Consider the following 14,594-nt stretch of genomic DNA (forward strand, 5'->3'; position numbering starts at 1 on the left):
ATTATGGAACCTCCTCTTCTTGCCAACTGTCTTGAACTACCTTTCCATCATTATCAACTGAAACTATAACTTTTATTCTTTTTTTTACGTCATCAACTTGGCTTGAAGAAATTATGGTTGTTTTCCCTGATATTGGCTGATTGCGCTCAACTGTAATTGTAGCAGAACCTCCAGAAAGCTGCAAAACATAACCAGAGCTCTGAAAGTTCTTATTTCTGGTTACCATTACTAAACCATCTCTCGCCCCTGCTTCTGCCATAGAAAGAGCTTGTCTGGCCTTTCTATCATTATTGCTTATATTCAGCTCACCAAAAGAAACTGCACCCAAGGTTAAACCTATAACTAATAATATACTAGTAACCACTATCGTTGTTATAAGCAATGCTGACCCTTTATTATCCATAAATCTATTCCTATTTAAGAGAAACTGTTGTTTGGTAATCCTGAAAAAGAATAATTTCTGTTCCTTTTTTATACTCTATACGAAAATTGATTTGAACTGTGGGCTTTGAACCGGTATTTTTTACCAATCTAAAGTAAGGAAAATCACTACCTGTGTTTCTTTTTTTAAAAGATACCGCTTTTGTTGTTAGCTCAGTAGTCTCTAATAAATTGGCGCCTTCATAAATCTTAATAGTGAGAACACCCGAATTTATCTCATAAACAGTATCTTTGCCATCGCTCATATGAAGCGATAAAGAATCTGATGTAGGAGAACCTTCGGTGGGCTGATTAACGCTTTCTGCCTTACCTATGTCCTGATTTAATTTTTCCAGAATAAAACGGCCATTCTGCTGAATTTCAGTAGAAGCAGAGCTTCTATTAGATGCCTTTAGAACCGGATAAACCATACTCACAACAGCGATTGTAACAAAACCCAAAATAGCTACGTATATTACAAGCTCAATTAAAGTTACCCCTCGTTCCATTGTTTCATTGTTCCATTGTTTCATTGTTCCCTAACTCATTATTACATCATTATATTGTTAAATTGTTATCTCTACCCGTCATTCCCGCGCAAGCGGGAATCCAGATCTTACTTTGTTATTTCTTCGTATAAATCTTCCCAGGCTAGATTTTTCTTTTCAATAAGCCTTAACTTCCAATTCCTTCTCCACTTCTTAATTTGCTTTTCTCTTATAATAGCTTGTTCAATATTCCCATGTTCTTCAAAATAAACCAATATATGTGTTTGATACTTTTTGGAAAACCCTTCAACTAAATTATTTTTATGTTGATAAACTCTTCCTATTAAATCGGAAGTTACTCCGGTATATAAAGTCCCATTTCTTTTATTTGCCATTATATAAATGTAAGACTTTTTCATAATGTTATTTTGCTGGATTCCTGCCTTCGCAGGAATGACGAAAGTTCAGGAATGACAGAAGGAAGACAGAAATGACTATGGGGCACTGTATCAATCTAATAATTGATTCATGGTGAATAATTTATTATTACTTTTCCAACAACTGGAGTGCTGTTAGGGTCAGAAGTACTTAAAAGCACTTTATATTTTATATACCTTTCATTATTATGAGTAACGCTAATTGCTTCTCCTGGCACAGTATAATAGGTAGAAGCAGTTCCGTCTGAACCGACAAAATTCCATGGACCCGAAGAGTTATCAGAAGAAGCAAGCTGTAATCTTATATTAGTATTTTCAGGTTTTGAAATAACTTCCCACCATATTGAATTATAAGCAACGCTTACCCCTGTATCATAAACAGAGGAGAAAATCTCTCCATTTTCTGCATAATTACCGCTAGGTAATGAATATTTATAAGTTAATATGCATTTGGCGCCAATCAAAGAAACACTGGCTCCGTTGAGATTATAATCAAGCTTATATCTATATTGACCGGGATTTGTAAGCATTGGTGGTGAAAATGCGGTTTTGGCATCATAAAGAATAGAAAAATGGGAAGAGTTAGAGTTGGTTTTAACATTAAAACTTTTGACATAACTTGCAGAATTAGGATCAACAGTAGGATTGATTTGATAGGCGGTTAAAGTGATAGATAATTGATTTTCGTTTGTCTCCCTACTAACACCCGAGAATTCAATAAAAGCACTTTTCATCTCCGGATCTCTTTCGGAAATAAAAACCTCAAATTCAAAAGAACCGCTATCCACTGAATTAGTAACATTTTCCCTCTGCCCAACAAAAAACTTGGTAGTTTTAAGAAGATTAACAGATGAAGCGTTAACCTGAAATGGGAAAAATGTAGTAACAATAAGCACTACAATAATAAAATTATTAAATATTTTCTTAAACAATATATACCTTTTAATAACTAATCTTTATGGCGAATAAGTATATGTTAATGTAAGCTTTGCTCCCCAAAGAGATACATCACCACCATTTCCAACGATGTTAAGATGATAAGCATCTGTTGCCGGATATGTTCCACTATCATTTATAATCCCATAAAAATAAGAAGTAGCATCATAATAAGTCTTAAGATAAGAATTGTTTCCAGTGCTTAGATTAAATACTTTTTGATTTGCACTATCTATATCAGTTGTTATTACTAAGGGGTTTGCAGTTCCTGAAACGCCAGTGATTTCGAAAAAGGCTGATTTAATGGTCGGGTTGCCTTCTGGTATATAGATATTAAATGCAAACCCGCCCGGTACGCCGTTCCCGCTTGTTCTAGTGTCTGTATCTTGTCCAATAAATAACTCTACTGTTTTTAACGGCCTAGTTGCCAAAGTTACAAAAGAACCATTTTCAGCACAATGTGTTGGACTATCAACGCTGTTACCACAAATTGCTTCATTTCCTGCCTTATCGATTGCTTTTACTCTGAAATAATATGTTGTTGAGGGTGACAAACCTGTTATAGTAACAGCTTGCGCCCCAACGCTATAACCACTAGTTGGGTTAGGCTGCAAGGTTCCAGGCCAACTACCTGTTGTATTGTATTCTACTTGTTTTGTAGCGTCTTCATTAACACTCCAATTAATAGTTGCGGAAACATCAGAAACACCGGATGTAGAAATACCGGTTATAGTAGGAGCTACTGTATCACAATAAAAGTCTTTGGAATTTACAGGATCACCGCCAAAATTAACCCATGCGCTATCGCCGTTTGCGTTTTTAACTCTAATCCGCCAATGATATTCATTACCATTGACTACCGTAGCCTGCACCCAGCCATCAACTGTAGTTTTTGGTGTAGGATAACTCACTGACGAACCTAGAATAAGACCATTACCATCAAAAGGAACTCCGTTAGGCTTAAGCTCAACTTCTGGCGTTAAATTTCCTGCTACCGCAGAATACATATCTGTGTGAAACCAAATATTGGTCTGGTTAATTCCAGATTCAGGTGATAAAGCTGCGCCACCTTGAGTTTTAGATTGAATAAGATCAGATGGATCAGCCGGAACATTGCTTAAAATAGTAAACCCATTTGATAAAGTACCAACACCCGCTTGGTTCTTAACATTTACACTATACTGACCTGTTGGCTTACCAGAAAGATTAACCACACATCTTATCTGTATTGCGCTATCCTCATATACTGTATCAGCATTGATCTGGGTGGGACCTGATAAATAACACTTTGGACTAGATAAATTTACAAAATTATCTCCTGTAATAGTTAGTTGCAAAGCTGTGTCATTTTGTGTTCCTTCTGCTGGATCTACTCCAGTTACGGTTGGGACAGATGCTGTTATAAAGAAACCAGATGTGCTACCGTCACCCCATTCTGCAACATAACCTTCTGGATTAGTAACAGTTAATTTCCAATAGCCTATTGTTTTATACACAATATTATAAGCAGCTGACATTGATGTTGCCGATGAAACAGTTATATCGCCATTTGCAGCTACAATATCTGACTGACCGGTTTTCACTAACCTTGAATCTGTACTAGCTGTTTTTGGCTGGAAACCTTTACCTGTTATAGTCACCGTAACAGGATTGCTATTTTCAGCAGTATTAGGATTAATGCCTGTTATTTTTGGTTTAATATCAAAACGAGTATGTGACGCATCTAAGTTGCTTGTTTTACTGTTGGCTGTTACCTGAATTCTGGCAGCATAATTCACAGGACCACTAGAAGCACCGCTTGGTATATATACCCCTATCTGATTTTCTGCCCAACCATTAAAATCGCCATTTGGGGTTAATAATGGATTGCCATTAAAATCATTAAACTTAATATTATAAGAAGCAGACGATCTATTCCCAGCTCCTGGATCAGGCCTAAAATGATCACCATCAATAGCTACTAAGGTTCCGCCTCCAGCGAATCCGCCGGCAACCCCTGTTGTACATCCACTACCACTGCATGTAAATCCTGTTACTCTAGGTAAATAATCAAAAGAATAATTATTACTGTTGACTGAATCACTATGCCTTCTTGCGATCAAAGAAACTGAATAACCTGGATCATTTGGCGCTGTTGTTTCAATGGTAGTTGTTAACCAACTTCCTATTGATGCAACAGTTGATCCAAACATAATTCTGCTGTTTGCTCCTTGTGTACCAAAATGATTACCGTTAATCCTTAAAGTATCCTCATATCTAGCGCCAGTTACTCCATTCTCAACAGTAATACCATAACCGGATGCTGTAACATCAACTGAAGTTATTTTAGGTAAACAAGTAAAAGACCAATTATTAGTATTTTTATCTGGTGCAGGATTTGTTCTTGTAACAACAATGTTGCCAGCCTCATTACCGTCAGGTATAACAGGAACTGCAACGTTTGTAATTTGAGTTCCGCCGGATGCTCCATAAGATCCGTTTATAGTTGCCGATTCTCCATTTATTACTACACTTCCATTACTGCCAAAATGATCTCCTATTATAGTAATAATATCGCCTTGATACGAAGAATTTTGAGTTACGGCATTATTCAAGCTTGTTATTCTTGGAAGTATTAATAGGGTTTTATCATTATTAGATGTTTTAGTATCATTCCTAGTCACAACAATCGCGACTGTAATGCCTGAATCATTTGGTAAAGCAAATGATATTGAAGTGGCTCCCCATGTCAAACCGGCTGTAACATCAGTGGTGCCTACAGTAACTTTTCCTCCACCTTGAACAGCGCCGAAATGATCACCGGAAATTGTTATAGAATCCCCTACACGTGCTTCTGAAGTTACGGATGTAACCTTAGGAAGAATTATCAAAGTGTAATTATTATTACTTGTTTTTGCATCATCTCTAGTAACAACAACTGCCACAGTAATACCCGAATCATTAGGTAAATTTAAAGAAACAGAAGTAGTAGACCACGTTAGACCAGAGCTTACATCAGTTGTGCCTATTGTAACTTTACCTGCCCCCTGGGTGGCGCCAAAGTGATTTCCTGAAATTGTTATAGAATCTCCTACGCGCGCTTCTGAATTTACAGAAGTAATCTGTGGTAAAATCAAAATTGTTTTATCGGTATTTGATGTTTTAGTATCATCCCTGGTTACTTTAACAGCAACCGTATAACCTGCATCATTTTGGATTTTAACTTGGATAGAATTAGCTCCCCACGATACATAATCACCAGAAGGAACATCAGTTGTGCCAAAGGTAACTTTACCTGTACCACGAACGGCACCAAAGTGATTACCTGTTAATGTGATCGTATCACCTACCCTTCCTTCTGTTACACTTATACTGGAAAGTTGAGGAAGAATAAGTAACGTCACATCATTATTACTTGTTTTTAAATCACTATGTCTTGTTGCAACAACTGCTACAGTTGTTCCTGAATCATTGGGAACAGTGGCAGTAATAGAAGTTTCTGACCATGTACCAATAGTGCCGTCTGTAGAACCGAAAGTTATTTTACTACTAGCACCCTGATTGCCAAAATGATCTCCGGATACTGTTACAGAACCGCCTACACGAGATTCAGAAGTAACAGAAGTGACTCTTGGTAAAATTAACATTGTCTTATCATTATTAGAATCTTTTAAATCACTATGCCGTCTTGCAACAACAGCTACGGTATAACTAGGATCATTAGGAACAGTAGCAGTTATAGACCCTTCATTCCAAGTACCTATACCTGCAACAGTAGAGCCTACCGTTACCTGGCTTGAAGCACCCTGAGTGCCAAAGTGGTCTCCGGTTAAAGTAATAGTACCTCCTACGCGAGCCTCAGCAGTAACACTGGCAATTCGAGGCAAAAGGAGAATACTCTTGTCAGTGTTGGATGATTTAGTATCATCTCTGGTTACTTTCACTGCTACCGTATAACCAGAGTCATTTTGAACTTTTACTTGTATAGAAGAATCGCCCCAAGAAACATGATCTCCTGCAGGCGCATTAGTTGAACCAAAAGTTACATAACCTGCACCACGAACTGCGCCAAAATGATTTCCAGAAATAGTTATAGTATCACCAACTCTAGCTTCTGTTACGGATATGCCGGTAACTTGAGGCATAATACTTACGGTTTTATCATTATTAGAAGTTTTTAAGTCTCCATCTCTTGTTGTTACAACAGCTATTGTTCCGCCTGAATCATTGGGAACTTTTACCTGAAGAGAATTATCTCCCCAAGATACATAATCGCCTCCTGCAACATCAGTTGTCCCCATAGTTACTTTTCCATTAGTTCCTTTAGCTGCGCCAAAGTGATTACCTGCAATAGTTACAGTATCACCAACTAGAACATCAGTTGGAACAATAGACGTTATCTGGGGAAGTATAAGTATCGTTTTATCTGTATTAGATATCTTTGTATCATCCCTGGTTACTTTAATAGCTAGATTGTAAGAAGAATCATTTTGAATTTTAACTTGAATAGTTCCGGCATTCCAAGATACATAATCGCCGGATGGAGCAATTATAGAACCAAAAGTAACCGTACCTGCGCCCCGCACTGCGCCAAAGTGATTTCCGTTAACTGTAATAGTATCACCCACCCTTCCTTCAGTCTGAGTAATAGAAGTGATTTGGGGCAAAATAGTAAATGTTATATTGTTATTTGAGGTATCACCACCATTTCTAGTTACTTGAACAGCAACTGTTGTAGCAGCATCATTCGGTACTGTAACTGTTATTGAAGTATCTCCCCATAAGGTTACTGGTGCTGAAGTTGAGCCGAGCATAACGCTTCCTGTTCCTTGGACTCCCCCAAAATGATCTCCCTGAATAGTAAGCAAATCACCCACCCTGCCTTCTGTAGGCGATAGTGAAGTGGTAACTCTTGGCAAAATCTTAAAAGCATAACTGTTTGAAGTTTTGGAATCAGAAGACCTTGTTACAACAAAATTTAAAGACTGTCCAGAACTTATGGTAGCCGGAATAGTAAAGTTTGAGATCGAAGTATCAGCATAAGTAACCCCCGTAGATGAATTCTGTCCATCTAGTGTTATTGCCCCGGCAGGACCAAAGTGATCGCCGTTTATAACAACAACATCTCCAATTCTAGCACCTGTGCCTGTTACCGGATTAGTTGAAGTAATCCTTGGCAATATCTTAAACGTGATACCGTTTGATGTTTTAGTGCCATAAGTCGCATTAGTGGTTATAGTTACTGACCCATCTATTGTTCCAGTAAGAGGTATTGCAACTCCTGTTATTGAAGTATCGCCCCATGTTCCAGTGGCTGACGCGCCGTTTATGGAGATTGTTCCGGCAGATACACCTAAATGATTACCGTTAATTGTAATAGTATCACCCACTCTTGCTTCTGTTACTGACAGAGAAGTGATCTGCGGCAAAACAGTAAAACCATAAACCGGCGAATTTTGAACTGCCCCAACCGTAATAGACATCCCGCCGGTATTTATAGTGGCATCAGAAGGAACCGATACTCCAGAGATTGAAGTGTTTGTCCAAGTAACACCAGGGGTAGATTCAGTAATTGCAGTTCCGTTATTATTAATGTAAAGGGTTCCTGCTGTTCCAAAACCATATCCGGAAATTGTTATAGTTGCTCCCTGAAGAGCCTCTGTTGGTGTTGGCGCAATGATTTTAGGCCGCACAGTAAATGAACTTGCATAAGTAATTGCTGTTGCTCCAAATATAGCGTCTGTAATTGTTAAATTAACATTCCAGACTCCCCCGTAAGCAGCTGTTGGACCAGGCGTTGCATTATTTAAATTAAATGAACCGCCAGTAATGCTATTTTTATTAGATAAAGAAAAACTAGATCCCGTAACTGTTTGAGTGCCTAAAGTTAAGGTTACAGAAGAAACAGATTGGAAACCTGATCCGGTTAATGAAATACCTGAATATGTTGACCCTGAATCTCCGCTTGTAGTTGAAATTGCCGTAACTTTTGGCAAAATTTGGAAGTTTTGGTTATTATTGGAAGTTTTGGTTATGGGAGCTGTTATTGAGACGATAACTGTTCCAGAAATTGTATCCGGCACTGTAAAGGTAACTGAAGTTTCAGTGCTGCCTCCTCCAATTGTTGCTGATACTCCATTAATTGTCATAGTCCTTGTTGTGCCTAAATGATCTCCTGTGATTGTGGCTGTAACATCCCCCACTGTTTTACCAGCACCAACCCCTGTTATATTTGGATAAACATAAAAAGTCAGAAGCGAGGTATCTGCTACACCTCCAGCCGTTACTAAAAGACCATTATTAGTTACACCACCATAAGACATACAAGCAGCCGGTATAGTAAAAACAATTTGTGTATCACTCCAAGAACTTATATCTGCATCCGGTATTTGATACCCACCAGAACCTCCGATTTTTATATTATCAGTAACCGTTGATCGATTTCCTGCCCCAGGATCAGCACCAAAACCAGTTCCTGTAATTGTTATTTGCTGTAAGGAACGACCTCCGTCGGTTATTGTCCCATCAGTATTATTTGTAAAAGATGTTGCATCTGGATTAGCAACTGCCAAAGTATAATCAATAGCAAAAACAAGGGTATCCATTCTTACTTCGGTTGATGCAGAATTGTTATTCCCAGAATTAACATCAGAGCGCATCCTTATAGTTACGTTTATATTAGAAGCCTGATAAGCAGAACTTACTGTTTTTGCTCCATCAACATCTCTAGTAACCCAAGAACTTGAAGTCGGATCAAATTCTGTTTCTAAGTCAACTAAGCCATCAAACACACCTGTTGTATCGACACCATCATAAATTTTCAGGCCTACTGATTGAGTTGATGCATGTGTTTCTTGAAAAAGCTTAACATCAAAGCTTCCATTAACATTATTTACAGTAGCACCTGCGGGTACTCCCATATCTTCCCATGTAAGAGTCTTTTTAAAATAACCTAAATTCTTTTTATTCCTAGCAGTAACTTTAGCAAAAAGAGAACCAGAAGGATTACCGTCTGTTCCTAAATAGCCTTGTGTACAAGTACCCGTACATGATTCATCAACATAAGTAAAACCTTCGATGCTAGTAGCAAAGTTAACCGTATAATTTTGAACTGCTGCACGAACAGGTGTTACTGATTGTCTAAACAAAAATGGTACAAAAAAAGAACCTAAAAATCCAAAAATAATTAATAAAATCGATATTTTGGTAAAATATCTTAAAAAATGCTTTTTATTTTTCTTTATAAACAAAACCATAATTTAGTTACCAACTATTGATTATTGTCATATTTTCGTTGAATAACTCGTGACTTGTTATTAATCATTTTTCTGCATTGACGGTCATACCGCCTTTATTATAGGAAATTGTCCAGAGCCATTTTTTTGCGTTGGAATCAAAACTTAAATCCATTGATTCAATTTTAAAATCTTTTTTCTCGCCAACTACAGACTCCACGCTTTTGTATACTTCCGCACTGTTTTTCCACTCACCTTTTAACATATCTTTTATTATTGGCTTATCTTCTTCAGCTGATCTTATTTCGCCGTCTTTTACATAAATTTCATATGATTTGTCTTTATTCTTAGAATAAAACGTTAAGCCCCAGCCGGTTGCTTTCCCTTCCTTATTCACTTCACTTACCTTAGATGTAATTCTTTGGAGTTCTGCATCGGCAGACCAGACACGTGCCTTTGTAAAGGATAAATCATATGCTTCCTTGGCTGTTGAGTCTGGGGTTATTTTTGTGAGACGGTTTTCAACCGAGTTTTTCCCTGATCTAAAACCCGAATAAAAACCAATAGTACAAGAAATAATCAAAACAATAATTAATGCAAAAATTGAAAATATATTAAATTTTGAAGTAATAATCTGTATATAGTCCGTTTTTACCATACCAGAATCTTTTTGTACTAAGTCTATTTTTTTACTTCTTCTAATTTTAATATCTTCCATCTTATTTCTCCGCTATTACGGTTATATTTCCTTTTTTATAATTTACAGACCAAATCCATTTATGTTCGTTTTTGAAATAACTAAGATTCAGATCTTTTATATCAGGTGATTCATCCCCTGAAGAATTTAAAACTCTTTCTAAAACTATGGGAGAATCTAGCCATGCTCCCTTTAAAGTGTCAGTAACCGCTAGAGCGATACCTTGCGAACTTGCAATATTGCCGTCTTTAATCAAAACCTTATATCCGCTTTTTGATTTTACTGAATAAAAAGCCATTTCCCAGCTTGAGGATTTACCGTCATTATCAACACTTGGGGCAATAAGCCTAATTGAAGCTAAGCCGGCATCATCCTGCCAAGCCTTTGCCTTTACCATGGCTACTTTATAAGCTTCATTGGCCGTTAAAAGAGTATCCGAGATATCAAATATTTTTTTTACGTCACCTTGGCCTTTTTGCAAACCGAAACTATAACCGGCTAATAATCCGGAAGTAATGCCCAAGAAAACAATGGCAACCGTATAAATTATCAGCACTTTTTTGTTAATAGAAAAAGCCTTGTCTTGGTTATTTAAACCCTGATTTTGATTATTTTTAGTTACCACCTGCCGCCCTATTTTATCTTTATTATTATACCACGATTATTGCTTTACAAGCAATAATAATAATCCAATAAACCCACCCCCACTCAATCCCACCCCAGGGGTGGACACGTTTACCACCCCTGGGGTGGGATTGACGAAACACGCTACTTGCACTATTCTAAGAATATGCCGCGTAGAAAAACCATCTTTATAAATAACGGGATTTATCATGTTCTAAATAAAGGCGTAAATAGCGCACCTATATTTTTGAATAATAATGACCATCAAAGATTCTTAGATATAGTCAATCTATGTAGATATAATCCCCAAATAAAATTTTCACTATATAATCGTCTACATAAACAAGAAAAAAACGAATTTTTGGATAATTTAAAAAAGAAACACGAACCTATTATAGATATTTTAGCTTTTAGCCTAATGCCTAATCACTTTCATCTCTTATTAAAACAACTCCAAGACAAAGGTATACAGATTTTTTTAGGAAACCTTCAAAATAGCTATGCCAAGTATTTTAATATAAAAAATAAAAGAACAGGACCTCTTTTCCAATCTGCTTTTAAATCAATAGATATAGAAACAGACGAACAACTTATCCATGTCTCAAGATATATACACTTAAACCCTGTATCCTCTTACATAATAGATATTGAAAACTTAGAAAATTACAAATGGTCTTCTTTCGGCAATTATTTAAATGATAAAAAATATGAGTTCGTAGCCTCTGCAACAATTCTAGGATACTTCAAGACGCAGAGTAAATACAGAAAATTTGTCTTTGACCAAGCTGATTACCAAAGAGAACTAGAAGAAATAAAACACTTAGCAATAGAATAAACGTTATACCGTGTACACCCCAGGGGTGAACACGTTCACCACCCCTGGGGTGGAATTATATATTGAAAAGTTTTTTAGCGTTTTTGGTGGTTATGTTAGCTACTTCCTCAAAAGAAATATTTTTGATACTGGCTATTTCTTTTGCTATCTCTTTTACATAAATCGGCTCATTTCTTTGCCCCCGACATGCCTGAGGCGCTAAAAACGGTGCATCTGTTTCAATCAGAATTTTATCCAACGGAATTTTTTTTACTACTTTTTGTAGATCATCAGTTTTAGAATAAGTAATAATGCCTGTAAACCCTATATAAAATCCTAACTCAATTACTTTTTGGGCAAATTTTAAGCTTCCGGTAAAACAGTGAACTACCCCTTTTTTAGATAATTTTTTACTGTATTCCGTTAATATTGCAGCAGTCTCTTTGTCTGCTTCACGAGAATGAATTATTACAGGTAAATCAACGCTACAAGCAAAACTCAAAAATGACTTAAAAATTTCTTGAGCCTTATTTCTGTTTTCTTTAGTATCAGGATTTATTCCGGTTCTAAAATAATAATTGTCCAAGCCTATTTCTCCAATAGCTGCTACCTTTGGATTATCGGCTAAGGTTTCAAATTTTTTGACTTCTTCTTGAATGTTTTCTATCTCAGTTAAATGATCCGGATGAAAACCAATTGCCGCATAAACCCCCTTAAATTTTTCTGCAATATTTAAAGCTTCTTTAGAATTATCAAATCTAGAACCAATATTAATTATTGCTTCGATCTCGTTTTGAAAGCTCTTTTCTATTACATCCGAATAATCTTTCTTGAATGCCTCAAAATTAAGATGCGCATGTGTGTCGATAAATTTCATATTTAATAACTATACTCGGATTGATTCCGTTTCTCTAGATATTCGAATATTCTATATAAAATAGACAGCGACTTGTCTCTTATAAAGGCGAGAATTTCATTTTCATTAAAAGGAGTGTAGCCAAAGCGCATATCGCTTAATACAGGGCTTTCGTTTTTGTCATTACTTTGAAAAATAATTTCTACCATCATATATTTACTTTTTATTTTGGGAATCCCTGAATTATCTACCTGATCGCATCTTATGGGATAATATTCAGACCAAGGTATTTCCTCCCATGATTTTGGATTATCATCATTAGAAACTTTAATTCTATATACAATCGATGCTCCCTTTGGAACTTTAGCCCGCCATTCAACATTTTTCCAGGATACCAAACCTCCTAAGAACGCCTTTTTACCAATCAATCCAATCGGCCTTTCTTTATCTTCTATTTCCAAACTACCTTTATTAGAAATTTTTATATTAGATATACTGTCTAGATTAGATTTTGTGTTACCTTCTACATCATTACCTATTATTGTTAATTCATTTTTTAGGATTCTATCAATATCTTTTGAAGCTTTGTAAATCAAAAATGAAGAATAGGATAGAAAAAACAATAAACCTATCAAAATTATCCAATGCATGATAGAAGCAACTGGCAACATATGCCAATAATAATACCATTTATATTTTTCTCGATATTTAAAGTGAAGGGGCTCTAATCTCTTTATTGATGTTTTAGTGCTTCTATGAATATCTTCAGCTTGCCTATCCAGTTTTTTTCTATTTTTTTTTAGATCTTCATCGTTCATATTCTTAATATAAATTATTTAGTAAAAAAAGACAGATTTTTGTTATCCACTTTATCCACAGTAATTTTCATTTTCTACTGCTGTCAAGCACTTTTGCTTTTACCGATAATTTCTATCGACGCAGGAGGCATTAAGGCAATAAAAAATATAGACAAACCGCAAATAACCAACCCAACTGCTAACAATTGTTTAAGCTCTAAAAAGAAACTTAAGAAATATAAAATAGCAAAAAATAAAACTCGAGCTATATCAGTGCTTAGTTCCATAATAAAAATGTACTCGGTCAGGCCATCCTCGTCGGCATGCAGATAATATTCAGCAATCCAGGTCGATACAAACATAGAATGAGCAACACTTGTAATAATATTCAAAAACACTATGTGAAAACCGGAACTTGCTAAAGCTTTTGCTGTGTGAGTAATTCCAGCCATTATACTACCGCTTTTTATGTATCTTATTTTTTCCTCATGATCCGCTTTTTTACCAACATAATATAAGGCAACTACTGCGACAATTAAAGAAAGAGAAGTTACAAACCCAACATTTTTATAACTTTCTAAAATAAGAAAGATAAAAAAAGGCCATATAACAATACTTGCTACATTTTCTACACCATAACCTCCGTAAGAAATCAATTGCCTTGTAAGTTTTTTAAAATTAATACGGCTAAAATCGATGTTGCCTCTTACGTAAGGCTCACCTGTTTCAAAAAGCGGCATAGCGGATACTATAAGTCCCATCACGGTTATAATATATAAGATATTCATACCTAAATATGAAGCTACTAAACCACCGATAAACGGCGCTGCCGCTCCAAGTAAAGAAGCAAAAATGTATAACTTGCTAATTTCCTCAGCAACCTCGTGGGAGTGCTTTGCTTTAGAAAAATCAAAGTGGTAGCCTTGCCAAAATAATGACATTGAAGAAGCCCCAACGACCGCAATAATCCATAACGACCATTGATATAATGGTAGTGATAGAAGCAATATAAAATATAAAACCAAGACTGGCAAACTGAAAAGTATATTATGTTTGGGACCAAACTTAACTAACAGATTAAGCGCGATATATTCAAATAAAGACTCAGAAATATAAAGAATGAGGTAAAAAAACATTATATTATTAGCTGAGTAGCCTAGCTTGTAAAGATATATCGGTATAAAAATGACTGTTAGAGAAAGAAAAAAAGACCTAAGACACATTGACCAAAATATTTCATTAAGCTCAGTGTGCTTCATTCTAAAAAATTGATGCTTGTGCAAAAAGTCTAAACTAACTTTCATATACTAT

At 36.0% G+C, this 14,594-nt stretch carries 11 protein-coding genes; 1 reads left to right on the top strand and 10 read right to left on the bottom strand.

Translation table 11 applies throughout. The features are described from left to right. Window position 1 precedes the first annotated feature (1 nt). From COX95_03415 to COX95_03445, 7 genes are all read right to left on the bottom strand, one after another. Window positions 2–403 carry a hypothetical protein gene (locus COX95_03415; GenBank protein PIZ85614.1) on the bottom strand — a complete coding sequence of 134 codons (402 nt, stop codon included), beginning with the start codon at window positions 401–403 and terminating at the stop codon, window positions 2–4. A gap of 10 nt (window positions 404–413) precedes the next feature. Next, window positions 414–953, bottom strand: a complete 540-nt coding sequence (locus COX95_03420; protein PIZ85615.1) for a hypothetical protein — start codon at window positions 951–953, stop codon at window positions 414–416. An 83-nt stretch (window positions 954–1,036) separates the two neighbouring features. Further along, complete coding sequence (locus COX95_03425) at window positions 1,037–1,327, bottom strand: endonuclease (protein PIZ85616.1); 291 nt, start codon at window positions 1,325–1,327, stop codon at window positions 1,037–1,039. Window positions 1,328–1,434: 107 nt separating this feature from the next. Further along, on the bottom strand, window positions 1,435–2,277 hold the full coding sequence (locus tag COX95_03430) for a hypothetical protein (protein PIZ85617.1): 843 nt from the start codon (window positions 2,275–2,277) through the stop codon (window positions 1,435–1,437). A gap of 24 nt (window positions 2,278–2,301) precedes the next feature. Continuing rightward, window positions 2,302–9,516 carry a hypothetical protein gene (locus tag COX95_03435; protein ID PIZ85618.1) on the bottom strand — a complete coding sequence of 2,405 codons (7,215 nt, stop codon included), beginning with the start codon at window positions 9,514–9,516 and terminating at the stop codon, window positions 2,302–2,304. 64 nt (window positions 9,517–9,580) lie between these two features. Continuing rightward, the gene (locus COX95_03440) at window positions 9,581–10,213 is read right to left on the bottom strand and encodes a hypothetical protein (GenBank protein PIZ85619.1); all 633 of its coding nucleotides are present in this window, start codon (window positions 10,211–10,213) and stop codon (window positions 9,581–9,583) included. 1 nt (window position 10,214) lies between these two features. Further along, window positions 10,215–10,817 (bottom strand): hypothetical protein, encoded by a 603-nt coding sequence (locus COX95_03445; GenBank protein PIZ85620.1) that lies wholly within the window; start codon window positions 10,815–10,817, stop codon window positions 10,215–10,217. A gap of 165 nt (window positions 10,818–10,982) precedes the next feature. On the opposite strand from COX95_03445, the gene COX95_03450 reads away from it, so the two are divergent. After that, a complete protein-coding gene (locus COX95_03450) occupies window positions 10,983–11,651 on the top strand; it encodes a hypothetical protein (protein ID PIZ85621.1) in 669 nt (222 codons plus the stop codon). 55 nt (window positions 11,652–11,706) lie between these two features. Here COX95_03450 and COX95_03455 read toward each other — a convergent pair whose 3' ends face one another. The 3 genes from COX95_03455 to COX95_03465 form a co-directional block, all read right to left on the bottom strand. After that, on the bottom strand, window positions 11,707–12,507 hold the full coding sequence (locus COX95_03455) for a hydrolase TatD (protein PIZ85622.1): 801 nt from the start codon (window positions 12,505–12,507) through the stop codon (window positions 11,707–11,709). Between the two features lie 2 nt (window positions 12,508–12,509). Next, on the bottom strand, window positions 12,510–13,304 hold the full coding sequence (locus COX95_03460; GenBank protein ID PIZ85623.1) for a hypothetical protein: 795 nt from the start codon (window positions 13,302–13,304) through the stop codon (window positions 12,510–12,512). Between the two features lie 83 nt (window positions 13,305–13,387). Continuing rightward, window positions 13,388–14,587, bottom strand: a complete 1,200-nt coding sequence (locus COX95_03465) for a hypothetical protein (GenBank protein PIZ85624.1) — start codon at window positions 14,585–14,587, stop codon at window positions 13,388–13,390. Window positions 14,588–14,594: the final 7 nt, after the last annotated feature.

This window comes from bacterium CG_4_10_14_0_2_um_filter_33_32 (genome assembly GCA_002792735.1).
Classification (GTDB): domain Bacteria; phylum Patescibacteriota; class CPR2_A; order CG2-30-33-46; family CG2-30-33-46; genus CG2-30-33-46.